This is a genomic window from Paenibacillus sp. FSL R5-0744, from assembly GCF_037972555.1.
In the GTDB taxonomy this organism is placed as follows: Bacteria; Bacillota; Bacilli; order Paenibacillales; family Paenibacillaceae; genus Paenibacillus_AQ.
In genome coordinates this window covers 2,462,087-2,487,240 of the sequence record NZ_CP150228.1, presented here as the reverse complement: position 1 = coordinate 2,487,240, position 25,154 = coordinate 2,462,087, and the positions used below count along the sequence as shown (strand labels likewise).

Annotated in this window: 15 protein-coding genes; 7 read left to right on the top strand and 8 right to left on the bottom strand. The window is 43.1% G+C overall.

The window, feature by feature from the left end:
- Positions 1 to 179 precede the first annotated feature (179 nt).
- Together MKY19_RS10655 and MKY19_RS10650 are read right to left on the bottom strand one after the other, a co-directional pair.
- Positions 180 to 1,748: a response regulator transcription factor gene (locus MKY19_RS10655; RefSeq protein WP_339802588.1), complete on the bottom strand. Its 1,569-nt coding sequence runs from the start codon at positions 1,746 to 1,748 to the stop codon at positions 180 to 182.
- Positions 1,748 to 3,562, bottom strand: a complete 1,815-nt coding sequence (locus MKY19_RS10650; protein ID WP_081382735.1) for a sensor histidine kinase — start codon at positions 3,560 to 3,562, stop codon at positions 1,748 to 1,750. The genes MKY19_RS10655 and MKY19_RS10650 overlap by 1 nt, the downstream gene beginning before the upstream one ends.
- 248 nt (positions 3,563 to 3,810) lie before the next feature.
- Here MKY19_RS10650 and MKY19_RS10645 point away from each other — a divergent pair, with 248 nt between their 5' ends.
- From MKY19_RS10645 to MKY19_RS10630, 4 genes are all read left to right on the top strand, one after another.
- Positions 3,811 to 6,942, top strand: a complete 3,132-nt coding sequence (locus tag MKY19_RS10645) for an alpha-mannosidase (protein WP_339802584.1) — start codon at positions 3,811 to 3,813, stop codon at positions 6,940 to 6,942.
- A 168-nt stretch (positions 6,943 to 7,110) separates the two neighbouring features.
- Positions 7,111 to 8,301 (top strand): pectin acetylesterase-family hydrolase, encoded by a 1,191-nt coding sequence (locus MKY19_RS10640; RefSeq protein WP_339802581.1) that lies wholly within the window; start codon positions 7,111 to 7,113, stop codon positions 8,299 to 8,301.
- 44 nt (positions 8,302 to 8,345) lie between these two features.
- Positions 8,346 to 8,966, top strand: a complete 621-nt coding sequence (locus tag MKY19_RS10635) for a TetR/AcrR family transcriptional regulator (protein ID WP_076298488.1) — start codon at positions 8,346 to 8,348, stop codon at positions 8,964 to 8,966.
- Between the two features lie 94 nt (positions 8,967 to 9,060).
- Positions 9,061 to 9,840, top strand: a complete 780-nt coding sequence (locus tag MKY19_RS10630; protein ID WP_339802577.1) for a helix-turn-helix domain-containing protein — start codon at positions 9,061 to 9,063, stop codon at positions 9,838 to 9,840.
- A gap of 55 nt (positions 9,841 to 9,895) precedes the next feature.
- Here the strand turns inward: MKY19_RS10630 and MKY19_RS10625 are convergent, their stop codons facing one another.
- Positions 9,896 to 12,751, bottom strand: coding sequence for a glycosyl hydrolase 115 family protein (locus MKY19_RS10625; protein WP_339802575.1), 2,856 nt, complete (start codon positions 12,749 to 12,751; stop codon positions 9,896 to 9,898).
- A 237-nt stretch (positions 12,752 to 12,988) separates the two neighbouring features.
- Here MKY19_RS10625 and MKY19_RS10620 point away from each other — a divergent pair, with 237 nt between their 5' ends.
- On the top strand, positions 12,989 to 14,731 hold the full coding sequence (locus MKY19_RS10620; protein ID WP_339802572.1) for an SGNH/GDSL hydrolase family protein: 1,743 nt from the start codon (positions 12,989 to 12,991) through the stop codon (positions 14,729 to 14,731).
- A 53-nt stretch (positions 14,732 to 14,784) separates the two neighbouring features.
- Here the strand turns inward: MKY19_RS10620 and MKY19_RS10615 are convergent, their stop codons facing one another.
- Positions 14,785 to 16,149 (bottom strand): MATE family efflux transporter, encoded by a 1,365-nt coding sequence (locus MKY19_RS10615; protein ID WP_339270372.1) that lies wholly within the window; start codon positions 16,147 to 16,149, stop codon positions 14,785 to 14,787.
- 183 nt (positions 16,150 to 16,332) lie between these two features.
- Between MKY19_RS10615 and MKY19_RS10610 the strand changes: the two genes are divergently transcribed.
- Positions 16,333 to 17,214: a LysR family transcriptional regulator gene (locus MKY19_RS10610; protein WP_339270370.1), complete on the top strand. Its 882-nt coding sequence runs from the start codon at positions 16,333 to 16,335 to the stop codon at positions 17,212 to 17,214.
- A gap of 73 nt (positions 17,215 to 17,287) precedes the next feature.
- Here MKY19_RS10610 and MKY19_RS10605 read toward each other — a convergent pair whose 3' ends face one another.
- Together MKY19_RS10605 and sbnA are read right to left on the bottom strand one after the other, a co-directional pair.
- Positions 17,288 to 18,253, bottom strand: coding sequence for a 2,3-diaminopropionate biosynthesis protein SbnB (locus MKY19_RS10605; protein WP_339270367.1), 966 nt, complete (start codon positions 18,251 to 18,253; stop codon positions 17,288 to 17,290).
- A 31-nt stretch (positions 18,254 to 18,284) separates the two neighbouring features.
- Positions 18,285 to 20,552: a 2,3-diaminopropionate biosynthesis protein SbnA gene (gene sbnA, locus MKY19_RS10600; RefSeq protein WP_339802568.1), complete on the bottom strand. Its 2,268-nt coding sequence runs from the start codon at positions 20,550 to 20,552 to the stop codon at positions 18,285 to 18,287.
- A 110-nt stretch (positions 20,553 to 20,662) separates the two neighbouring features.
- Between sbnA and MKY19_RS10595 the strand changes: the two genes are divergently transcribed.
- Positions 20,663 to 21,451, top strand: a complete 789-nt coding sequence (locus tag MKY19_RS10595; RefSeq protein ID WP_339270363.1) for a YheC/YheD family protein — start codon at positions 20,663 to 20,665, stop codon at positions 21,449 to 21,451.
- Between the two features lie 86 nt (positions 21,452 to 21,537).
- Here the strand turns inward: MKY19_RS10595 and cls are convergent, their stop codons facing one another.
- Together cls and MKY19_RS10585 are read right to left on the bottom strand one after the other, a co-directional pair.
- Entirely contained in the window at positions 21,538 to 22,992 is a 1,455-nt protein-coding gene (cls, locus tag MKY19_RS10590) for a cardiolipin synthase (RefSeq protein ID WP_042186986.1), read from the bottom strand.
- A gap of 277 nt (positions 22,993 to 23,269) precedes the next feature.
- Positions 23,270 to 25,153: a DUF2264 domain-containing protein gene (locus tag MKY19_RS10585; protein WP_339802564.1), complete on the bottom strand. Its 1,884-nt coding sequence runs from the start codon at positions 25,151 to 25,153 to the stop codon at positions 23,270 to 23,272.
- Position 25,154 lies beyond the last annotated feature (1 nt).

The window sequence follows — 25,154 nt, the reverse complement described above, 5'->3', positions numbered from 1 at the left end:
CGGTTTCATAAAGTTGAAAAACTCCAGAATGATATGTAAAAATTAAAGATCGCAAGAAAAAACGACCTCCGTGAGGCTTGAAAATCCTTAAGATTTGAACAAAAAAAAGGAAACATTCCCGTGACCAACGTTCGTGAACCCTCCACTTGAACGTGATACCCGGGAACATTTCCTAAATCCTACGCCTTTTCTTTTTTATACATATTTCGAAGTTCTGTTGGAGATATGCCTGCTGATTTTTTGAACTGGCGATAAAAATACGCTGGATCTAGATACCCTACTTCAGCTGCTATTTCATTGGTTAATAACGTAGTTTGAAGCAGCAGTTGTCTTGCTTTTTCAATTCGGAATTGATTCACATAATCAGAGAAGCTTCGCCCCATCTCCTTCTGAAATAGCTGTCCCAAGTAAGTAGGATGCATATTCATTCGCTGACTGAGCGTCTTCAGAGATAGTTCTTCTCTATAATGTTTGCTCACTTGATCCACCATATATCTCATATTCGGACTGAGTTCATCACTCACTAGCGATAATTGGTCCAGCGTTTCATTCACACTTTCCTGCACATGATGAAGCAACTGCTCAATGGTATGGATGCGTAGCAAAGGATTAAACACAGCACTGAAGTTACAGTTCTTCTCCATATTCTTAGCGATCAACATTAATTCAATCGCCACGTTGTAATTATCAATGCGTGTAATCACGCCACATCCGAACAGCTTTTGGAATGTTTCTGCGATAAATTGATTTGCCGCCTCACGCTCTCCAGATAATAATAGTTTAGTAAATGCTTCATAATCAATTTCGAGCTTTTCCTCATGTAACACCATCTTCGACAATTGGTCCACATCTATAATCGGGTAGCCCGGCAGCATCAGATGATCCACATATAAACTTTTCGCTTTTTTATAACTTTGTGGTACTTCTTGAAAAGTATATTCCTTACTTCCTATCGTAATCCAGACAGACTTTCCTAATTCATGCATAATCTCACATTGCACTTGTTGCAGCATGCAATACATTTCTTCTTTGTTCTCATCTTCAGTCGACTCCGCAACAATAAGAACAAGATCACCTTCCATATCTATAAATACAATAACTGTTCCGCGCTCTGCTACGGACTGCACAGCGATACGATAACATTCTTCCATAAGTTGATTAGGGTGCAGTTGACCCTCATCCTCTTCATGTTCCGTAATAAGCCGAATCGCAGCCACCGTAAAACATGAACAGTCCAGAGAAATATTTAAGACTTTTGAACGATGCAATAGCTCCTGTCGATCTATATTTCCAGTGACCCAACGATTTAAAATATTGTTACGTAAAACTTGCTGATCCTCCTTCGCATGAAATTGTTCAACATCCTCTTGATTAAGGACCTCAACAATTTGCTCAATGGTTGATTCCAATTCTTTTATGTTAATGGGTTTAAGAATATAATTTTCAATGCCTAGACTCATTCCAGCTTTTAAATACTCAAATTGTTCATAGCCGCTTAAGATAATAAATCTCATTTTTGAATCAAAAGACTTAATTTGTTGAATGAGTTCAAGTCCCGTCAGCTTTGGCATCGTAATATCTGTAATTAATATGTCAATGGCTTCGTTATGGCTATGCAAAAATTCTAAAGCTTCTTCCCCATTACTCGCTTGCCCTGCGATTCTTAGTCCATAATCTTCCCATTCGATCACTGAACGTAATCCTTCAAGAATAAGAGGTTCATCATCCACAATAAGTATGTTGTGCATTATTTAATACTCTCCCTTACCACTGGTATATTCATGATGACTGTTGTTCCTACACCGATCTCACTAGCAATCGATAATCCATATTCAATCCCATAATAAAGCTTAATTCGCTCATTCACATTACATAGTCCAAGCGAGGAAGGTGGTGCATCCATTCGCATACTGACTTGAAGTGTTTTTTGAAGTTCCGTTAGCTTGCTGGGAATAATCCCATTTCCGTTATCTCTAATAGCAATTTGAATGCTACCGTCTGATTCAGTTACTTCAATGCGGATTAAGTTATCGGAGCGTTCGGGCCTGAATCCGTGAACAATATAATTTTCAATGACCGGCTGAATCAGCAGTTTAACGATAGAACAATTCATAGCCACTGGACTTATTCGCGACTCGATTTGAAGCTTATCTTTATGCCTAATCTGAAACAGCTCAAGATATAGATTGCAATATTCAATCTCATCAGCGATGGTAACAACCATACTTTTCTTAATCATCGTTCGGAATAACGTAGATAAAATGTAAATCATCTGACCTACATCCTTCGCACCTTGCGAAATAGCCCGCATCCTTATAGCTTCAAGCGTATTATATAAAAAATGCGGATTAATCTGCGATTGAAGAGCAACGAGTTCTGCATTTTTTTGCGTAATTTCTGAAATGTAAACTTTATTAATATACAGCTCTAGTCTTTCACACATATAGTTAAAATTGTTGGCAATGAGCTGCAATTCATCCTCCCGGTTAAGATGAATGCGCGTGCTTAAGTCGCCTTCCTGTAAGCGCTTCATAGATTTGACAATGATCTTCACTTTTTTAGAGAAACGTAAAATTATTCCGTATGTAATGGACATTGCCGCAACAATTAGTGCTGCCGTAATCCCGATAATCCAATTTCGTACTACCACCATTTCTTTATTGACCTGCGACTTCTGAATGATTCCTGCCACAATAAGACCTGAGCTATTCGTTGTATTTAAGTTAACTTTGGATAATCCATCCAGTGCAGTCCAGTTGTCTGAATAAAGACCAGCGATATGCGGATACTGCTGTCCCATATACCTTCCTAAGGAATCATATATGACGTCACCGCTTGGTGTTAGAACCAACACTTGGCCATTATTCTCTGTACCTTTCGTACCAAGCCATTTTGAAATAAGTTCAGCATCAAAATCTATAATGAGCATACCGATCGTTTTCAATGAAATCGGATCTTTAAGCTCCCTAGTCATTGTATACAAATTGTTATTGTCTTCCCTTATTTCCTTAAGTAATAATTTTTTCTCATGCGAAACCCAACCATTCTTGGGTATGGGTGATTTTTGCTCCGAAATATCTATATCTCTTTTGTAGAGCTGTCGTGTATTATTTTTATATAAATAATAAAATTCTTTCTCAGTGCTGTATAAGATAACGTCAGAAATACCACTTTTCTGATTCAAATACGTTTTGAAGTAAGTATCGAATGTATGGGGTACGAAGCTCCCAATTTCAGCAAACTGATCTAAACGATATTTAAGATAATCTCCATAATCATGTTGCAAAAAGTAGGACAAATCCTCACTTACAGAAGCATCACTATAAATTTGCTGGATGGCCAATTGAATCCCTTCGTACTGCTGATTCATATATAAACTCACGTAATCCAGTACCTCTCGATTAGCATCAACATGTTGACGCGTGATCGTCTGTTCATAGTATTTATAAACGGTAATGGAAGAGGCAATAAGCGTAATAATGATGATGGATGAATATATAGCTAAAATTTTATTAAACAGCTTTTTTCGTAAATGATTTTGATAAAATTTCTTTATATTCAACAAATTCACCTTCCTTCAAAATCTAGCCTTTAGGATTAGAAGCTTAACACCACCTTTCTTTTTGTGCAATGGGAGCGCATTCATTTTTAGATGTAAATCTTTCCTCCTTGCAACCTTTTTCTTTATCATGAGTTTACATCTCGCTAAAAATCGTCTATAGTTGGTTTCTACCCCCCAAACAAACCTGTAATCACCCTATAAGTCTTATAATCCTCGTCCCCCATCAAGATAATGGAGGGCTATTACTCATGTTTCTAACCAAACGTAAACTCAACTCCCAACTAAACGAGATTTCCGAATATCGTTACCGGGATCGAATACACATTCCTTTTTTCAATTCTATGATAGACGAACATGGTGAAATTGCAGCGGAACCACCCGTGGATGGAGAATGGTCTAAGCTACAAGTTGGCGATACCTGGAAAGGCCGCGATTTGTATTTATGGCTAACGACACAGATAGACGTACCCGCCTCTTGGGCAGGACGCAGGGTACTGGGTCGATTTGATTTTGGCGAGACGGGTGCCGGAAACAACTCCGGCTTTGAATCTTTATTCTTTTACAATGGTAAACCCTATCAAGGTGTAGATTCCAATCATACAGAAGTGTTCTTGCCGGATGAAACGGTAGGTACGCAGCTTCCTCTTACCTTCCGTTTATGGTCGGGACTAGAAGGTGGCGGTCCTAAAAAAGATCAAACGCATGGAATTCGTATGGCAGAAATTTGTTGGCTGGACGATGCAACGGATGATTTCTACTTTACTGCACTTGCTGTAGTTGAGACGCTGAACGTACTCGATTCAAAAACACCAGAATATACACAGCTGCTAAGTACAGTAGACCGCTCGTTTCTTCTGATTGACTGGTCTCGTCCAGGTTCAGAGGTCTTCTACGATTCGATCGAGGAAGCTCGTAATTATTTGCGTGATGAAATTAATAAAATGGAAAAGTCTTCGCCAGTTACTGTTACCTGTATTGGTCATACCCATATTGATGTAGCTTGGTTATGGCAATTGAAGCATACCCGTGAGAAATGTGCGCGTTCCTTCTCGACCGTACTCCGTCTGATGGAAATGTTCCCTGACTATACTTTTTTACAAACTCAACCTCAGCTTTATGAATACATCAAAAACGATTATCCAGAAATCTACGAGAAGATTCGTGAACGTGTAGCTGAAGGACGCTGGGAAGCTGGCGGTGGCATGTGGCTCGAGGCAGATTGTAACTTGACCTCAGGTGAGTCTCTTGTCCGTCAATTGCTATATGGTACTCGCTTCTTGCGTAATGAATTTGGTGTTGAATGTGATTATTTATGGCTGCCGGACGTATTTGGCTACAGCTGGTCCTTGCCACAAATTCTAAAAAAATCAGGAATTAATACGTTTATGACCACGAAAATTAGCTGGAATCAATACAACCGCATGCCACATGATACCTTCCAATGGCGTGGTATTGATGGCACTGAAGTATTAACACACTTCATTACAACACCAGAGCCTTGGTCTGAAGAAGATTCTTGGTTCTACACCTATAATGGCCGCATCATTCCTAAGACTGTAAAAGGAATTTGGGATACGTACCGTGATAAAGAAGTGAATCGCAATTTATTACTTTCTTACGGATATGGTGATGGCGGCGGCGGGGTTAACCGCGAAATGCTAGAGATGCGCCGCAGACTCAACGATCTCCCAGGACTACCGAAGATTGAAACAGGAACAGCAGGAGATTACTTCCGTAATCTGCAAGAAACCGTTGCTAATACAGATCGTTATGTCCATGTATGGGATGGTGAGCTTTACTTAGAATATCACCGTGGCACGTACACTAGCCAAGCCTACAATAAGCGGATGAACCGCAAGCTCGAACTGCTATACCGCGAGGCGGAATGGCTAAACGCACTGCAAAGTGTGGTGTCTGAAGATTGGTCGAACTATCGTCAGACCGATTTAGACGAGGGTTGGAGAATTATTTTGCGTAACCAATTCCATGATATTATTCCTGGTTCTTCAATTCGTGAAGTGTACGAAGACAGTACTATTGAATATGCTCAAGCGGAAGCCATTGGTCAATCTGTATGGGAACAATCTACGAACCTACTAGTGAACGGAAGTGAAGCCGGTAAATATACCATCTGGAACAATGCTTCTTGGGAATTAACTGAGCTCGTAGAAATTACTATAGAGCCTGGCATGGAAACAGGACATTGGATAAACACAGAAGGTAAACCATTACAAGCTCAGCGTGAAGGTGACCGTTGGATCATTGAAGTGTCCGACATTCCTTCTCTCGGATACACCACCATCTCCTTCGTGGCAGATGTGAATTCTGAGCCACTAAGCACTCCATTCAAGCTGAATGAATCAGGAATTTCAACGCCTCACTTTGAAATAGCGTGGAACGAGCAAGGTCAATTGTCATCCATCTATGATAAACACGAACAGCGTCAAGTATTAGCTAATGGAAGTCACGGTAATGTGTTCCAAGTGTTTGAGGATAAACCATTAGCACATGAAGCTTGGGACATTGACATCTACTATCAGCAAAAAATGCGCGAAGTGATCGACTGCACTAGCATTGAAGTCATAGAAAATGGTTCATTGCGTTGTATTGTGCAATTCACATGGAGCTATATGGACTCCACGATTAAACAGCAAATGATCTTACACGCTGGGCATCGTCGTATCGACTTCGTGACGAACGTAGACTGGCATGAGAAAAAACAGCTAATGAAAGTAGCCTTCCCTGTTGCGATACGAGCTACCGAAGCCACTTATGATATCCAGTTCGGTAATGTTAAGCGTCCAACACACTGGAACACTAGCTGGGATTACGCTAGATTCGAGACTGTGGGTCATCAGTGGGCAGATTTATCAGATCGTGGTTATGGCGTTAGCTTGCTGAATGACTGCAAATATGGCTACGACATCAAGGATAATGTGATGCGTCTATCCCTAATCAAATCGGCAACACACCCTGACCCTGATGCGGATCAAGGCGAACATTCATTCACCTACTCTATCCTGCCTCATACTGGGGATTGGCTACAAGGTGATACCGTCCGTCAAGCCTGGTCCATCAACAATCCACTGCGGAGCACCATGGGGCAAGCTGAAGTAGAAACAAAGTCCATGATTCGTCTTTCTACGAATACGGTTATGGTATCTGCCCTTAAGAAATCTGAAGATAGTCAAAAATTAGTTGTACGTGTTCACGACTATTCCGGAAGCCGCCAGCAGATTGATATGACGAGCGACTTGAACATTATTTCGTGGCAAGAGTGTAATCTAATGGAACGTCCTGAAGGTGAGGTTCACACTGAACCTGTCATTACCTTTGTACTTGAACCTTACGAAATTAGAACATTTGAAATCGAAGTGTAGAATCTAATTAAATGAAGTAACATACAAAATCGGGGTGTCCCTGTAGCCATGTATAAAAGGCTGCGAGGACACCCCGTTTTTCGATTATGATTGTTTATTTTGAATTTAAGTATACACATTGCGCAATGAGTTACCGTAGCGTATACTCCAATTAAGGGAGAGATGTATATGAGAAGAATGGGGAAAATTACGATATTCACATGCATTGGATTATTGAGCCTTGCTTTGATTGCTATTCTTGCGATTAGCGCTTTTGTGATCAAGAGACCGGCCACCGCCACCCCCGTAATCACGGAAGTGAAGCCTTATGAGTGGAATAAAGTCAAGCTAGACGGAAATGTCATTTCAAGTGATGGATCAGAGTATTTTATCTGGAATAAAAAGGGAGAGACTAATAACTGGATTATCTTTTTTTCCGGGGGAGGGGCCAGTTGGGATGCCCAAAGCGCCGCGCACCCCATCAAGCTAATGAACTTCATTAAAGGTGGAGATACGGGCAACTATTTCCAGAACATCCCCTTCTATATGCTGACATTGCTGAGAGGCATGATGGATACGGATAACCCTGCCAATCCTTTTCATGGATGGAATGTGGTCTACCTTCCCTATTCGACGGGTGATTTCCATATCGGTAACCGTACGGCTGAATATAAAAAAGAGGACGGCAGTACCTTTACAATGCGTTATAACGGCAGCAATAATGTGCGAAACAGCCTTGATTGGATATATGCCAACGTGGAAAAGCCCGGCAAACTGCTAATTGCAGGTGAAAGTGCTGGTGGATTCGGGTCCGCCTTCTGGGCTCCGGAAATCGCCTCTCATTACAAAGACTCCGAGATCTTCCAATATTCAGACAGTTCCTTCCTGAAATCAGACAAGTGGCCAAATGTTGTGAATAAGGAATGGCAGGCAGACTTCGTTAAGAATTTTGGGTATACCCCTGAAGCGGATATCATCGGGGCAGCATTTAAAGCGAACGGTCATCTACTGCCTGCGAATACGGTAATATTGCAATCCTACTCGGTATTTGACGAGATTCTGATCCACTTTCAGAACAACATCAACGATTACAAGGGGCCCAGAGATCAACGCATTATTAATGAATGGTCACAGGAAATGCGGCAATCTGTATCTTCTTTGGCTGCCACTTTACCTAATTATTATTACTATCTGACCGACTATGGGCTAAATGCTAAGACGGGTACAACCCCGCACACTTTTGCAACCCGAGAGACCTTCTTTCAGGCTGAACAAGATGGTGTGAAGCTTCTGAAATGGCTAGGTGATGCAGTCAACCATCAGAAAGCCTATTCCGTGGGCAGCAAGTTCCTCATGACGTCGAAGCCAGCTCAGAAATAGCATAGAATTAGCGAAATACTCGCACAAGGCAGGAGAGAAAATTAATGAATTTGCGTGAAAAGCAGATGCAAATGACGAGGGAGATCATTAAGGATACAGCGCTCAGCTTGTTCTGTGCTCAAGGTATTGAGCGCACGGATATGGCTCAAATTGCAGAACAAGCCGGGGTCTCCCGGCGCACTTTGTATCATCATTATAAGGACAAAGAAGAATTAGCCGCTCAAATCTATGTCCTTAACCTGGAGCGGATGTTTGGACAGCTGCTGTTTGATTTTGATTTTGAACAGCCAGTACAATCACTGGAGAACATTCTGGATAAATATTTGGCGCTAAGAGATCATCAGGAATCACTGATCTACTATGATGCCATTTTTGGAGTTTACTACAGCACGCTTTCTAAGAATCCTGCAGAACTGCCTGACTTTAAGAAGGCTATGGAAGGCTGGTATTCGCGACTTATACTGCTTGACACAATAGCAGTGGATCCGGAGGAAAAAAATAAGTGGCTGAACATTCTGCAGAAGTCCACCCACCTGTATTTCATGTATTTACAAAAAGCCGTTATTATTACGCATCAGCGGAGCGGTGTGGTTACGGAGGAAGACCGGGCAACAGACCGACAATTCAAGGATTTCATTATGCATGGCGTACGGCATTCCCGATGATTAAAAGAGTCTTTTCGTAATAGGTTTCATTTCGGTATAATATACCAATCGGTATTCGTACGGCTCTAGTTATATGGAAGGAGCAATGGCTGAAATGGACATTGGCAAATATGAGAATCTAGTTCCGAACGTTTTTTTGTTTGTCGACCGCAGATCCTTCCCGGATTGGGAGATAACGAGGAGCAAAATTGATTTCCATGACCTTACCTTCATTGTGGAAGGGAAATCGAACTATTTTATTAATGGGGAGAAATTTACGGTTGAAGCTGGTGATATGCTCTATGCACCTTCCGGAAGTATTCGGGAAGCGCAGACCTTTAAGGAGGCACCCATGCGTTCTTTTGCGTTTAATTTCTTCTGGGAGGGGGAGGACAATCATGTGCAGCTCCCTTTTGAGACCGTAACCAAAAACTGGAGAACTAAAGAGATCCTAGCGGACATCAAAGATTTCTCGCATGTATGGATGGGCAAACAGCCTTTTTATAAAATGAAGGCCAGAGCCATTTTTCAACTGATCGTGTATCGCCTGTTAAGCATAACCCACCATCAAGAGACACCTCTGATCGATCTGAGAATCCAAAAAGTAATGACCTATATTATGGATCATTATTCGGAGGAAGTTACGATCAAGGAACTAGCTGATTTGGTTGCCTTAAATCCTGTATATCTTGGCAAGCTGTTCAAGCAAAACATCGGTTCCACCTATAAGGAATTCATAAATAAAGTACGAGTGAACAATGCTGAGATGATTTTGTCCGCAGGTGGCTTCAATGTGTCCGAAGTAGCAGAGCACTGTGGTTATCAAGATGTCGCCTACTTCAGTAATGTTTTCAAAAATATCAAGGGTTATCCTCCGTCATCTGCCTTGAAATAACGGAGGCCCCTGAACCATTCGGGGATTCAGCCCTTCAATTAGCTCTAACTATGAATTAGTGCGTCCCCCTAGTATAGAAGCTCTCCTCTGGGCCCAAATAGGAATAAGGCAGCTCCGCAGCGGACAACACAAGCTTTTGCAGGACCAGGCCTGCATCCAATCCGTAAAAGCGGAGGGTATGAATCCCCTTTGTTAACGCATGACTTGTGGTCACGGTATGAATATTATCCATAACCGCGCGGCACCACGGTTCATTATCATGATTGCCGCCCGCAAAATCCGTAGGTAAAGCATCAGTAATCACTGGCGTCTGTGCATCGAAGCCTACCGCATATTTTAATCCACTGAACTGTGACAGGTTGTTTGTCGGAGCAATATACGCGGTTAAGCTGTAATCTGCATTCTGCTGTACTAAAACCTGATATTCCAGATAAGGCGCATTCTCCGGCTGTTCAAAAGATACCGTATCCGGAAACATTTTAACCGAGGATAAAGAACGCCCATAGTTAGCAATGGTCTTCCATTCCACCCCTGATTGTGCAACACGACTTGAGGTATGCTCCGCTTCAATGGACACTCTATTATGCGTCTCGATAAAGGTCATCGCTGGCACATCCTGAATGTCAGTCCAGTCCACAGCTACATTCACCTTAACGATGCCCCCGGCACCAGAGAGTGTAATTTCACCCGTCGATATCTCGTGAACCTTTTCCCAATCTACAGAAACCTGTAAGGTCTCCCCAGCCTTGATCCACCCCGATGTTTTCTCAAGCTTGATCCAAGCTGCACTGCTACTTGTCTGATATTCAAAGCCCGCTTCTCCACCGTTGCTGATAGTAATGCAATAGTTTTCTTTTTGCAGATTTGTAAATACAGGAAGCTTTGCCGTACCCGAAATATACGCTTCCTCCGTACCTTCCACATCAATAATCATTATAGAACCTTTGTCAGGAATCAAAGTGCTCACCTCTGGATATTTCCACCCCTCTGCATTCCAGTGAACATACCCGACATGAGGGGAACTCATCATTCCTTGCCATTTTCCTTCTGTAATTCCGCTATTATAAACCTGCTCCAGGTGTTTATCCCTATCGATGGCTTCATGAGTCTGGGTAGCGTAGGTATTGGCCAATACACTGCCTCGTCCAGCATATAGCTCGTTAAGTCCAGCATATATTTGCATTTTGAGCACATTGGCTGATGCAGCAGCAGGGAAATATACAAGCTGGTAGTACGCATCTTTTAATGATTCAGGAATAAGAGCATAGTATTGGTCAGCGGCATTCTCCATCCTAATCGCCTGCTTCAGCACTCTCTGTGCCTCATTGTAATGGATTGGACTGAAGGTTGACGGATAAATAATCTCCGGCTTGCGGCGGCCGTTCATTCGGGTATACTCACTCAGCAATTGCGCGATGCCCAGGCATGTCTCATGTTCCAGTGCATATCCGAACTGCTGCTCTACCCATCGTTTGGTATATTCCTCAGTCCGGTTAATCGCTCCGGTACCCCAAGCTTCGAAATCATAGGCCAATTCCATAAAGTAGGAAATAGGCAATTCCATAGGCTTCAAATCCCCGACGTTCACAATCCATACATCACGGATGCCATAGTCGAATGCCATACACATTTGCTCCCAAACCTTCTCCAGCGGAATCGTGTTTAACCATTCATAGGAATGTGGACCACCATGATAGTCAAAATGATAATACATCCCCCACCCTGCACTTCGATCGCGTTCGTGTTCCGTTGGGATTTTGCGGAGATTGCCAAAGTTATCATCTGCCAGCAGGATCGTAACCTCATTCAGGACTTCCCAGTCCTTCAAGCCTTCAACCTCAGCAGTGCCATACCAATACTTCTCCACTTCCTTGTATACGGCTAGAATTTGGGGCGAGTGCTCAAGATTATATTTCTTTAATAATTCTTTTTGCGTAAGGATGATGTCCTTCAGCAGGTCAATATTCTCCTGGTCGGAGCCCTCCAGCGCAGAATCACTTTCTCCCCTCATCCCTAGTGTGATTAAATTGTCAAAGTCCTGATTCCGTTTGATTCCATCTTCCCAGAAATCCGTAATAGCTTGTTTGTTTCGGGCAAAATCCCATAAGTTACTTGTTCCATATTGGTTGTATACCTTCTGCCATTCACTGCCTGCCCGAAATAAAGGTTCATGATGGGAGGTTCCCATTATAATGCCGTATTCCTGTGCATGCTGGGCGTTGGCGATTGGATTGCTTTTACCGTTAAGGCTGAATTCGGCACTCCACATCGCTGGCCATAAATAATTCCCCTTTAATCGAAGAATTAGTTCAAACACCTTGTCATAGAAATCTTCATTAAAATCACCAAATCTTTGAGTTACCCAAGAGCCCAAGGACGGCCAGTCGTCATTCAAAAAAATCCCTCTGTATTTAACCGAAGGTTCTTTGGAAATCCTATGTAGCTGGCTATCAGGTAAGATCAAATCTGCTTTTTTCTCTGGTATAACATCTGCCCAATATTTCCACGGACTAACGCCAATTTTTTCAGAGATAGAATAAATCCCGTACATCGTCCCGCGTTTATCGCTTCCCACAATGACGAGCGCCTTGTCCACTCCTGCTGTCGGTTCTTCAACTACCTGAATTTTATAACATTCCCTTTTCCCTTGGATGGCGGACACATCCACTGTCCCCTTCGCAATTAAACGATCAATAAGCTCATTACTGCCGATCGATCCAGCGATTATAACGGTTCCATCCAATGCCTTCAATTGTGTATGTATTTCAGGTTCAACCTCTGTTACCTGTTTAACATCTGCTGCAAAAGACTGAGCCACGCGGCGCAAACCGGCATAATCCTTCCCTTTGGGATCCACGTAAATCTTAGCAGCTTTGCCCTGCTTCACAAGGATTAATTCCTGCGTAGGCATGATTATTCTCCCCTTAAGCATCCTATTTTCGTATGACTAGGCACATTATATAAGTAAGCGATTTCAACTTCCATGTGTAAACTAGCAAGTTTTTGTAATTATTAAATGAAACTTTGTTTATTGGTTGAACAATCTAGATATTTGGTGTTACTGTTAACAGGTATTCCCTTGTCACAGAATCATTTCTTTGCAAGCGCATCCATAACAAGAGAACCTTATAAAGCGAGGATGATCCATATGGAAAAGAATAACGAACTCATTGCAGGCGAACAGATTGAAGGTCCGAAAGCTCCAAAGGACCCGGCTGATCGTAGAAACGGCTTTTTTGTGCTGTATGAAACAGCAATTGAAGCAACAGCAAGACCTGAAGGAAAACCTTCACAAGAAGTTTATCTGGAAGGCAGCTATCTGATCGATAAGACCAGATTTATAGGCGGCGTCACAGATAAAGCAATTCTGGAGCTTCTGGGGAGCAGTGCAGGATTTCGCAAATTAGTCCACAGTATTGGAGTATCCGTGAGAAGGACTAACGCGCAGGAAGATCCAGTCACTTTTTTATTGCAGCACTGGGGCAAAACTAGTAAATATGAAACCGGCAGTTATTTACGTGTACCCTGCCCCGCCGATGGTTCAGAGGTTATTTTGAAGTTAGCAGATAATCCGGGTTCTGAAGAAGATGATGTGCTCGGAAAATTTGCTTTTGAATTTAATCACGCAGGCGAACTGGCGATTGCGAGTGTTATTTTTTATTTGCATGACGGTTATTCTGTTCCAGAGCTAATCCTTGAACCACCAGTTGCTTTTGAATCGAATGAGTACCAAAAGATCATTACACAATCCTTGCTGCACGCTGGCAATAATAAAAGATTAAAAGCTGCCATGAATAAGGCTATAAAGGGCGAGGAAGTCACGATCGCTTATATTGGAGGTTCCATTACTCAAGGAGCCGGTGCTAAGCCGATACACACGGAATGTTATGCCTATCAGTCGTATTTAAGATTTAAAGACTTATTCGGCACAAACGGTGGCGAGAACATCCATTTTGTGAAGGCTGGGGTCGGCGGAACACCCTCCGAGCTTGGCGTCATCCGCTATGAAAGAGATATTCTTAGAGACGGTTCCGTAACACCAGATATCGTGGTAGTGGAATTTGCGGTAAACGACGAAGGGGATGAAACGAAAGGCAATTGTTTTGAAAGCTTATGCTTAAAAATACTTTCCGCCGATCATCAGCCAGCCGTAATCCTTCTGTTCAGTGTGTTTATGAATGAGTGGAACCTGCAGGATCGGCTCTCCCCCATTGGCCGCCATTATAATCTTCCTATGGTTAGTGTAAAGGATGCCATATCCGAGCAGTTCCGCCTGAGTAAAGCTGAAGGCAACATCATCTCTAAACGGCAATTTTTCTATGATATCTATCATCCGACAAATGAGGGTCACCGGGTAATGGCTGATTGTCTCGCTTATTTATTCACCGAAACCCATAAATCACTAATGAATGAAGATGAGATCTTATTGGATCAACGACCGGTTATCGGGAATGATTTTGCAGGAACCCTCCTGCTGGATCGAAAAAACTATATTGACGCAGGTAAGATCGAAGTAGGCGGATTTTCGGGGATCGATACCGATTTGCAGCGGGTAGAAATGGATGCTGACTCTCACGGTACTCCGGAATTCCCTCATAATTGGATGCATTCAAGAGCGTCTGGAGAAGAAAGCTTCAAGCTGACAATAACGAGTAAAAATCTCATCCTCGTATACAAGGATTCCGGCAGCAGCGAATTCGGCAAAGCGGATATCTTCGTAGACGGCAGCCTTGCAGTTACTGCTGATCCTCACGTGAACAACTGGACACATTGCAATCCGGTAATTCTATATCAAAACGAAGCTAGCAGTGAGCATCAGATAGAAATCAAAATGGTACCCGAAGATCAGGATAAGTGTTTTACTATACTAGGCTTCGGTTATACCCTTTAATCAGTTGCACCAGTTGCAAGACAGCCCCGATGTATTCTTCATCGGTGCTGTCTTTATTGTATCGCTTGGAATTTAGTCCATTTCCCACTAATATACCGCCAAATAAACAATGCCGCTTTAATCAACCAATCACAATAGACTGCAATCCACGTTGCAAACATATCCATATGAAACCAATATACTAGTGCATAAGCGAACGCAATTCTACAACAAATCATAGTAATCATGCTTACGACCATAGGAAATTTCGCATCTCCTGCCGCCCGAAAGACACTTGGCAGTGCATTTCCAAAAGGCCATATCAGCATCATGACGATTGCATGGCTCCATACGATCATGGTTGCCCATTGCTCCGCTTCCTCTGAAAAATGATACATGCGTAGTAAGCTTGGAAACAAAGCTAGACTTACAACAGAACTAACGATCTGTGCCACATAGATCATGCCAATAATCTTCCTTGTATAATACCTAGCCTGAGCATACTCGCCAGCACCCACACATCTCGAAATCACAACAGACATTCCTAATCCAATAGCCATTCCAGGTAACGCTTGCAAGGAAGCGATCGTACTGCCAACTGAATTTGCTGCAATAGCTGCTGTTCCAAAGGTGGAGACTAAACTCAATATCAATAGCCGTCCAATATAAAACATTCCATTTTCCAGTCCATAAGGTACACCAATTCTCATCATCTGCTTGATCATCTTGCCATCAAATTTATGCCGCAAGGTCTTTTTCAGAGATAAGAGATTCTTTGGGTTAGATACTAGAACAAGAATACAAACTGCAGCCCCTATTCTGGAAAATAACGTTGGAATAGCGATACCTGCCGTTCCCATGTCAAGTCCATATACCATCAAGCCATTCCCTGCTATATTCACAAGGTTCACAACCAACATTATTTGCATGGGTAGTTTGGAGTTCCCCATCGTTCTGAATACGGCTGCACCTGCATTATAAAGCGCTAAAAAAGGAACTGAAACCCCAACAATTAATAAATAAGTATTCGCGTGTCCATACACTTCAGTTGTAATCGTTCCAAATAAACCATGTAAAATAAATCCTTTCAGTAAATAAATCAAAACCATAATCACTAGCCCCACACTACCAACAAACCAAACTAATTGATTCGCTGCTTCTCTAGCCTGATTCTCCCGCTTACTTCCAAGATATTGACCCACAATTACAGTACCTCCAGTAGCGAGCGCTGCAAATATACTAATCAACAGTAACATCACCATTTCTACTAAAGATACACCCGATACTGCTGACTCCCCAACAGAGGCTACCATGACAGAATTCACCAATCCCATCATAGCTTCTAATAATTGCTCTATCATTAAGGGGAGAAATAATTTCTTTAGTTGTAGATTGGAAAATAATAATGGTTTCGTGATTGCAGTTTCTAGTTTGCTCATTTGTTTAACTCCATTTTGTAGTCGTTTTAAGTCACAGAACTCATACTTCCATGGTAGTTTCTAAAGCAATAAATATCTAATGCCTATGATGAATTACGTATCATGCTTAATACGTATCGTTTAATCTGGGAATTCTAGATGTTATTATTAAATGAGGTAACAACAGAGGAGGAATGAACAATCATGGATGTTCGTGTTCTCAGATATTTTTTAACAGTGGCTAAGATTGGCAATATAACAAAAGCAGCAGAAATCCTCCACATTACCCAGCCCACTCTAAGCAGACAGCTAATGGATCTGGAAGAAGAATTGGATACCCGCTTGTTTATTCGGGGAAAACGGCAGATTACTCTAACAGACAGTGGACTTCTGTTTCAACAACGAGTAAAAGAGATCGTTTCACTACTAGATAAAACAGAAAGAGATCTGGCAGAACAAAAAGATTTGCTTGGTGGAGTTGTTTCTATCGGATGTGTGGAGTCCACTGTATCCAGGGCGTTGCCGGAGTTATTAGAGGAATTTTCCAGTCGACACCCTAGGGTACAATATGAATTGTATAGTGCGGATGGGGATGATATTCGGGAGAAGCTGGACCGAGGTAATATTGACATAGGTATATTATTAGAGCCCATTGAAGCCGCTAAATATGATTATATTCGCTTGCCTTATCAGGAACAGTGGGGAATTCTGATGCGACGAGATGATCTTCTCGCCCAGAAGTCTTCTATTGGTATTCAGGATATTCTTACTTTACCGCTAATCCTACCTCGACGTACCATTGTGCAAAATGAGATTGCAAGCTGGCTTGGGGTCGAGAATGAGAGTCTTCGTATCTTTGCCTCACATAATCTTTTGACAAACGCCATGCTTCTAGTAGAACGAAAGCTTGGCTATGCCATTTGTGTGAGTGGCTCATATTCTATCCGGGAAAGTGAACGTACTTGTTTTGTTCCATTTGAACCTGAACGAACTACAAGTCATGTTTTGGCTTGGAAAAAAAATAATTTATTCAGCTCAGCCACTGCACATTTTATTCAATTTATAAAGGATACCTATAGTGCATAACATACTGAATAACCCGCTTAGTAAGCGGGTTATTGCTGTTATATGGACAGAATTGCTCTCATTCTTGCTCTCCTTACTCCAGCTCGGTCCCTATCCCTTTTTCCCTCGCCTTGTTTACGTAATACACCGCTGTAGCGATATCAAAGACGGCCATCCCCATCGGGCAAAAGAAGATCGGTTCATCTTCGCCGAATTCATCTAGGCTGTGGCGTAAGACAACATCGGTAATCATCTGGGTGTCAGCACGAGTGAGCCCCTGCTCCAAATGAAGCTGCTCAATATCCGTATTCTCACGGCACACTTCATCCCAATCGTCGACGATAATGGCTTTTAACGAAGCTAACGCCTCCGGCTTATAATCGCGCAGTGAAACATTCAACAGAAGACTACCTTTTTCAGGATACAGATCGATATACCGATGTTCGGATACAGTACAAGTAATAAAGATATTCGAATGCTGATAAACGTCCGCCCACGTCTTAGCCACTTCCATCCTATCTCTAAAGAGAGATGAGATTCCTGATAAGTCTACTCCCTTGATATCGAAAATCCGGATACGTTCGACTCGATCCCCGTACAAAGCCGTAACCATTTGACAATGATACTGCCCAATTGGTCCCCAGCCGATAATGCCTAGATGAATCCGCTCCACTGAACGCACCAGCAAAAAGTAACGAATCATCAGTCCGCTGATGGAAGCCGTCCTAATAATACTGGGAAGCGGAGAGTTCAAGACGGCTGAAGGCTGGCCTGTACTTGGTTCATTCAATACAATGATGCTATGCGCGCGAGGAAGATCAGCCTCAATATTATCTGGGAAGCTAGAAATCCACTTTATCCCTGCCGCGTTCACCTCTCCCCCTACGTAAGCGGGCATTGCAATAATCCGGTTTTGTGGACTCTTATACCTTAGGTAGGGCTTTATCGGCTGGACATAATCACCTGAATCGATGATACCCACAGCAGTCTCTACCGATTCCACAAGAATAGGCCAATCAACACCTACTGCCCGTATATCTCGATCATTTAAGTACAGCATACCGTCACCTCCTTATGAAACATATCGTTTCTTACATCTCAGTGAGATCATCACATTCAGCCAACAGCTCCTGACCGAATTGGTTCTGAATCCATGAGTCAGAATATACGGTATCTAGGTAACGCTCTCCCTTATCATGCAGTATGACTGCGCAGACAGCTCCCGGAGTCAATTCTGGCTCCATCTGCTTAACGGCGTCAATGATTCCCCCGGAGGATGCGCCAGCCAGGATGGATTCGTTCTGTGCCAACATCCGGCAACCTTTTACGATATCCGAATCCGAGACATGCACGATATGGTCGATTATATCTGTTCTGCAAAAAGGTGGCACGATGCCTGCACCCAGTCCCGGGAAGCGCCGTGTACTCTTATTTCCGCCAAAAACCGCACTTCCCTCTGCATCAACAGCCACGATCTTGGTCCGAAGTCCGTGATCTCTTGCGTATTCCGCAAGACCCCGTATGGTTCCGCATGTACTAACGCTGCAAAATAAATAATCCACTCGTTCAAGAACAGTCACGATTTCTTTCATTGTCGTATGGTAGTGAGCTAAATAATTATTTGCGTTTGCATACTGATTCGGCCAGTAGCTGCCCGGTATTTCCGCCAATAACTGCTGCACACGTTTCAGTCTAGCAGGAAGAAACTCTCCTGTTACGGGATCGGGATTGGCGACATAGTCGATTTTAGCATCCAACGCCTTCAGAATTTGCAGATTCGTTTCCGTAGTTCTTGGATCAATAACGCTGATAAAACGCATCCCCAAATACTTACAAATCATGGCCAAGCTGATCGCCATATTACCAGAGCTCGATTCAATGATGGTGGTTCCCGGGCCTATTGTTCCTTCCTTCCATGCCTCTTGGATCATCCGCAGGGCGGGACGATCTTTGGCGCTTCCCCCCGGGTTCATCAGCTCCATTTTTGCATAGACGTCAAACTCACTTTTATAGAACAAGCTCTTCAGCTTGATTAAGGGTGTATTTCCGATAGTCGACAAAATACCGTCAGTGAAGGCCATCTCTGCGCGATCTTTATCTTTCTGGTAATATAGCTTTTTGTTCTTAACCTTTCCGCTGTCCATCGGCTCGTCTTTGCCTACTATAATGACCTCAATATCGTCCAGCAGATGGTTTCGAATCATCATGCCGATTTCCGGAATGCATTCCCTAATTTCCTCTTTGATCTTCGGGACAATGGTGTTATCCGCAGATTTACTTTTGATATAAACGGTCAGCGCATTCTTCCTCACTTTGACCCGAATGATCGCATCTTCAAGATGTCGGTATACGACCTGTTCGATATCGTACAGGCTTATTTTCTCCCCGTGCTTCAGCTCCCGACCCACCCGTTTGACGATGGAACTAAAGCTCTGCTTCTCCACACCATCTATCATCACAGACCTAAAGTCCCTTACAACATCATAGGTAACAAAACGAATAGCTGGCAGCATTTTGCGAACCATGGAGGTAAGAACAAGAACACTTTCATCATTACTAAGCGGACTTAGTTCTTCGCCAATCTCCTGCGCCCCGACCCCTTCCGCAAAAATCCCATCAGCAAAAATATACCTGCCAAGATCATGTGAATAATAAGCAATCGTGCCTATTTCAATAGAGCCATACGTATCAATGATGTCGCGCGGTTCAAGACCGAACAGACGGGCCATATTCCGCTGCCAACCTAATGAGGCGATTTCCCCAACCAAAATAATCTTTCGGATTCCAAAAGCCCGCGGATCTCTAGTAGCATGTACGATATGATCAAGGATGGAAGGCATTGTGTAGAGTAAGTCAGGCTTGAAGGTTTGAAGCTGTTCAATATGCTGCTCGATCGGCAATTCGAAGGGAATTGAATGATGTTCCAATCCTAACCGCTCAAAAATGGACAGTGCAGTGTTCGCCGCATGCCCAGTACCCATATCCGCCAAAGCGCTAACACATCCGCTTCCCGCAATAAGATCACCGTACAGCTTCGTTTTAATATCTATATAGTGCTTATCGTCTTCCTTAGAGTAAAGTATAGCTTTTCGACGGCCAGTGCTTGTACCCGAAGTCAAATATACGGTCAAAGAAGGATCAAAAGGTTGATTATAATAATAAGTATCTAGCGTTGTCGACGTCATAAGCGGAAGCGTCTCTAAGCTATAATTCGCTCTTTCGCCGCCGATCAGCCCCTTATACCAGGGAAATGCCTCAATTACTTCAAGTAACTTATCCTGCAATTTGTCTTTGTCGAGCAGCATGATGGCCGCCTCCTGTTGACCGCAAGCTGCAGCCCATAGATAAATACCTACCATAATCATATGTAGAATTCTTTCAGTGTGTTCTACAATTCGGTGGTTGCCCAATCAAAAGCTGAGGCATTTCCGTAATATAGCCTATGGATCTTTTGAGACGGAGGGACAAAATGATGAAGCAGATAAGCCGTATATCCAATAAGCTGACGAAGACAAGGGTGCTGGTTAGAAATCAAGAGTTAAATAAACATGTCCCGCTTACAAGAAAAATGGATAAGAACACTCTCTATGAAATGCTACAAAAATATAAGATGGTGTACATTAAGCCTTGCTGCGGATCTTTAGGACAGGGCGTGATACGGGTTGAACTTACTCGTGCACAATACAGCTATCAGTCCGGTACCCACGTACACAAATTCTCTAATTACGACACGGCATATCGGGCCCTCTTACGAGAAGCCCAAGGGAAGTCCTATTTAGTTCAAAAGGGGATCAGGCTGTTGGTGTACGATGGCCGCCCATTCGATATCCGGGTGATGGTGCAGCGGAATTCTAAGGGTGGGTGGGAAGCAACAGGGGTTGCAGGACGCGTGGCGCATCCTCGCAAAGTAGTTACAAACGGGAGTCAAGGAGGAACGATTTATCCGGTTGAGGAATTATTGAAAGCCTACACAAGCACAGAGAATTGTACAATATTGATCCGATCCCTGAAGCAAATTGGAGTGAAATCCGCCAGACAGCTTAGCACTGTCTATCCCGGCCTTCAGGAAATCGGTGTAGATATTGCCTTAGATCAACGTCTCAAGCCATGGATCTTGGAAGTGAATACGGCTCCTGATCCGTGCCCGTTTACTAAGCTGAAAGACACCCGTATGATTGACCGAATTGTCAGATATGCAAAAGTATACGGTCGCACATACAATCTTAAGTGCATGAAATCAAAACAGGGTGTCGTGTGAAGCATAGTAGAATCCATGTACCGCGGCGAACTGTGAATTTACAAGTCCACAGCTCGCCTTTTGTACGGAGTATAGGGTCTGTGTATTCAGAGGATAGACGAAAAAAGACGAGAAATCCCCTCTTTAAATTTGATTATAAGGGACCTTTCTTTATAACGCTCAGGGGTAAGCTCTGTACTTAACTGGCTATCTTCATGAAACAATTCTTGAAGTTGTTTAGCAACTTGCTCATCATAAACAATTGCATTAACTTCGAAATTGAGTCTAAAGCTCCGGGAATCAATATTCATTGTCCCTACGGACGCTACTTCTTCATCTACCACAATCGTCTTGGCATGCAAGAAACCATTTTCATATAACAGAATTTTCGCTCCATAATTCAATAATTCACCTGCATACGCCCAAGTTGCCCAGTATACAAAAGGGTGGTCAGGCTTATTTGGAATCATAATCCGTACATCCACACCGGATAGGAGTGCAATTTTACATGCATCCATAAAACTGCTGTCTGGAATGAAGTATGGCGTCTGAATATACACACTCCGTTTGGCGTTCAAGATCAGCTTAATATACATGTTTTTCAGATGCTCAACTAGCGAGTTAGGACCACTAGACACAATTTGAGCGGGACTTGATCCGGCATGACTTCCAGTAGTAAAGGAAAATTGATCGAAGCTTACCTGCTCGTGTTTCCGGGCATGTTTCCAATCCAGAAGAAACCTGCCTTGAATTTGATTAACGGAACCACCCTTCATTCTAAAATGTGTATCCCGCCAATATCCAAACTTTTTATCTATCCCTAAGTATTCATTTCCCACATTAAATCCACCAATATAAGCAATTTCCCCATCGATGATACATAGTTTTCTATGATTTCGATTATTCATTCGAAAATTTATCGGTCTAAGCAGTGATGGAAAGAATACCTCTACTTCTCCACCAGCAGAAAGTAGTTCTTTAAAGAACTTAAGAGAAAGTCTCTTGGAGCCGATTTCGTCATAGAGAACCCGCACTTTTACGCCTTCTTTGGCTTTTTTAGTTAATTCATCTCTTAATTTTGTCCCTAAATCATCAGGCTGGATGATGTAATATTGAATGTTGACCTCTTTTTTGGCATTTCTAATATCATTAAATAAAGAGTCAAACTTTTGTTTACCATCGTTAAAAATAGCTATCTCGTTATCTGTTGTCATTAGCGCATTCGATGAAACAAGGTTCATATGAATTAAATCAGCATATTTCGTTAACAAAGCGTTCTGATTCTCGCGTTGATCCTTTAATGTAGCCAATTGATGATCTACAGTTGATTGTAGATATTTACTTTCTTCAGCTGAAAGGCCAAAGAAATTCTTTTTTGCTAAATTACGACCAAGAAAGAGATAAATAATAAAGCCCAAAATGGGAATGAAATAAAAAACCATAAGCCACGCCCACGTATAACCAATATCTCTCCTCTCAAAAAATAAAAAACCAGCAGAGAGCAATATGTTTATAATCATAACAAATGAAAGTATCCACGTGACCAGACTGCCGTTGTCCATAAGGAGTTCCTGCCTTTCTTATCTTTCTATAGATGTCGGTATTTCTAGTTTTGCCAAAAGTCAGTTTATTCATCGTCTGATAAATCAATACTTCTGTAAATGACTAGATAGAGTACTATAGCATAATTGTCCATCTAAGAAAACATTTGATAAAAAACTCAATAATTAAAAGATAAAATCATAAAAATCCACATAAAAACAATAGCCCTAGTGCAGTAGTTCTGCATCAGGGCTATTGTTGTGACTTTTCAGTTAGTGTGAGAAATATTCAAACAACTTATTGTAAATTAAGAACGATTTCTCTCCCAAAATGAGTGACAATGGTTAACGTTCCCTCGCTGAACTTAACTTTCAAATCTAGCTCAGATGTATGCTTGAGGACCTCATCAGCTTGATCAGCCTGAATATCCAAAGCCCCCTCTGAGGGACAACCATAGACGGCCGAAGCGAGCCAATGAATTCCCGGCTCAAGGGTGCTCGTCAGCATCGGCAGCACCGTTCGAGGGTGAAGCAGGTTCGTATTGGCGTTCGGCCAGACCAGCTCACCCTTCCGACAACCTAGCAAATCCTTGATTGCGCTGGTTCCCCAAGCAGTGGAGGCCATCGCACCAGCCACATCGATCTTCGATATCATTTCATTCTCTTGGCCAAGTGCGAATCCACCCTCTGCGGTATCCAGCGACCGTCCAGTTTCGACTCGATGAATCCGAATATGCCAAGGAAGTCCGGCGACAACCCAAGTCTGAACCTCGACATTGGCCCACGGTTTCCAGACGGAACGTAGGACGTTGTCTATCATCTCAGACTCTATATTCTGGCGTCGTACCCGGTATAAGTTGTCTCCGCGCTCGCTCAGCGCAAGCATAGCGTCGAACGCTCCTTGGGAGAGCCCCCATTCGGAGCGGGGCACGCTGAAGCCGAAGCCTGTTGAATACACGAATTTTTCGTATTTGGCCGAGGTGTGGGTATGTTCATTCGTGTATAAATGTCCGCTGTTGAAGGCTGCCACATGACCGGAAACGGAATCGCGGACGATGACAAGATGTGCAGGCTTCTGAACCATGACAGCCGGAATGGACGGTAGCGGCAGTTCCTCTTCCTTCCAGAACGGATGATCCACCCCTAGAGCCAGCGGCAAGAAAGTCTTTAACGCCCAATACGGAGATCCGGGGGCATTGTAATTCTCCGCCATGACCAGATTCGGGTAAGTATATCCGATGGTCAGTACGCCATCGGCGTCAACAATCGGCTGGCTGAACCACCAACGCAGATTTCGCAGCACTAGACCTTTCACCACGCCTGCGGGAAATCCTTCAACATCTGCGTAGGCAACGGCGCTCCAAAATGCCGACTGGGCAAAGCGGTAAGTCAAGCTACGTCCATAAGGAAGTGCGGAACCGTCGGGTGCGAACCAGCCGATGAAATCGACAGCAAACAATCGAGCCCGTTCTTTGAACACACGGGAACGTTCGGGGTCTTCCTGTTCCATCAGCTTTGCGTACAGCAGTGCGTAGTAATGAATAGCAAAAGGTACGTAATAATCGCTGTGACCATTAATCCCGTCGCTGTACCAGCCCTCTCCCAAATAGAAATCATCCATGCGCTTTAAATTGCTCTCCAGTTGTCCTGCGTCGTAGGGACGACCGATTTTGCGGAATCCGATATTGACTAGAACGTTAAAGAACAGCCAATTGCAATCATAGCAAGGATGGGCGTTTATTTGATTCAGCCAACGGTATAATTGATCCTGCTCATTCGGAGCAAGCGGCAACCAAATCTGTTCCGGAATGGCTGCCAATGCGAAGCCGAAGACCGCCATTTCGACCAAACGCTGATCGTAGTCCTTCACCTCTCCCCAATATTCTTCATGAGAAGGATCGGTGCCATGCCGAATGCCATCCAGCACGATGTCCCAGAGTTCGCTGTCTCCACCACCAATGAGCAGGGGTACCAAACCCCACAACACCCGTGAGAAACCTTCCATTTCAGCAGTTCCTGCCGAATAGCTCGCCCCTGTTTTGCCAATTTTAAGTCGTGAGCCACCTTTGCTGTAGAACGGCCGAAGTGGATCCGTAAGCTGCTCAAGAGCGATCACCAGATCCTCACGGGTCTTTAGCGGATTATCGCCAATACGAGAAAAAGATTTCTCATTGTTCATCATA

What these genes read in the sequence shown, in the direction of transcription:
- MKY19_RS10655 (WP_339802588.1), bottom strand. Translation starts at nt 1,748, where the DNA reads ATGCACAACATACTTATTGTGGATGATGAACCTCTTATTCTTGAAGGA.
- MKY19_RS10645 (WP_339802584.1), top strand. Translation starts at nt 3,811, where the DNA reads ATGTTTCTAACCAAACGTAAACTCAACTCCCAACTAAACGAGATTTCC.
- MKY19_RS10640 (WP_339802581.1), top strand. Translation starts at nt 7,111, where the DNA reads ATGAGAAGAATGGGGAAAATTACGATATTCACATGCATTGGATTATTG.
- MKY19_RS10635 (WP_076298488.1), top strand. Translation starts at nt 8,346, where the DNA reads ATGAATTTGCGTGAAAAGCAGATGCAAATGACGAGGGAGATCATTAAG.
- MKY19_RS10630 (WP_339802577.1), top strand. Translation starts at nt 9,061, where the DNA reads ATGGACATTGGCAAATATGAGAATCTAGTTCCGAACGTTTTTTTGTTT.
- MKY19_RS10625 (WP_339802575.1), bottom strand. Translation starts at nt 12,751, where the DNA reads ATGCCTACGCAGGAATTAATCCTTGTGAAGCAGGGCAAAGCTGCTAAG.
- MKY19_RS10620 (WP_339802572.1), top strand. Translation starts at nt 12,989, where the DNA reads ATGGAAAAGAATAACGAACTCATTGCAGGCGAACAGATTGAAGGTCCG.
- MKY19_RS10615 (WP_339270372.1), bottom strand. Translation starts at nt 16,149, where the DNA reads ATGAGCAAACTAGAAACTGCAATCACGAAACCATTATTATTTTCCAAT.
- MKY19_RS10610 (WP_339270370.1), top strand. Translation starts at nt 16,333, where the DNA reads ATGGATGTTCGTGTTCTCAGATATTTTTTAACAGTGGCTAAGATTGGC.
- MKY19_RS10605 (WP_339270367.1), bottom strand. Translation starts at nt 18,253, where the DNA reads ATGCTGTACTTAAATGATCGAGATATACGGGCAGTAGGTGTTGATTGG.
- sbnA (WP_339802568.1), bottom strand. Translation starts at nt 20,552, where the DNA reads ATGGTAGGTATTTATCTATGGGCTGCAGCTTGCGGTCAACAGGAGGCG.
- MKY19_RS10595 (WP_339270363.1), top strand. Translation starts at nt 20,663, where the DNA reads ATGATGAAGCAGATAAGCCGTATATCCAATAAGCTGACGAAGACAAGG.
- cls (WP_042186986.1), bottom strand. Translation starts at nt 22,992, where the DNA reads ATGGACAACGGCAGTCTGGTCACGTGGATACTTTCATTTGTTATGATT.
- MKY19_RS10585 (WP_339802564.1), bottom strand. Translation starts at nt 25,153, where the DNA reads ATGATGAACAATGAGAAATCTTTTTCTCGTATTGGCGATAATCCGCTA.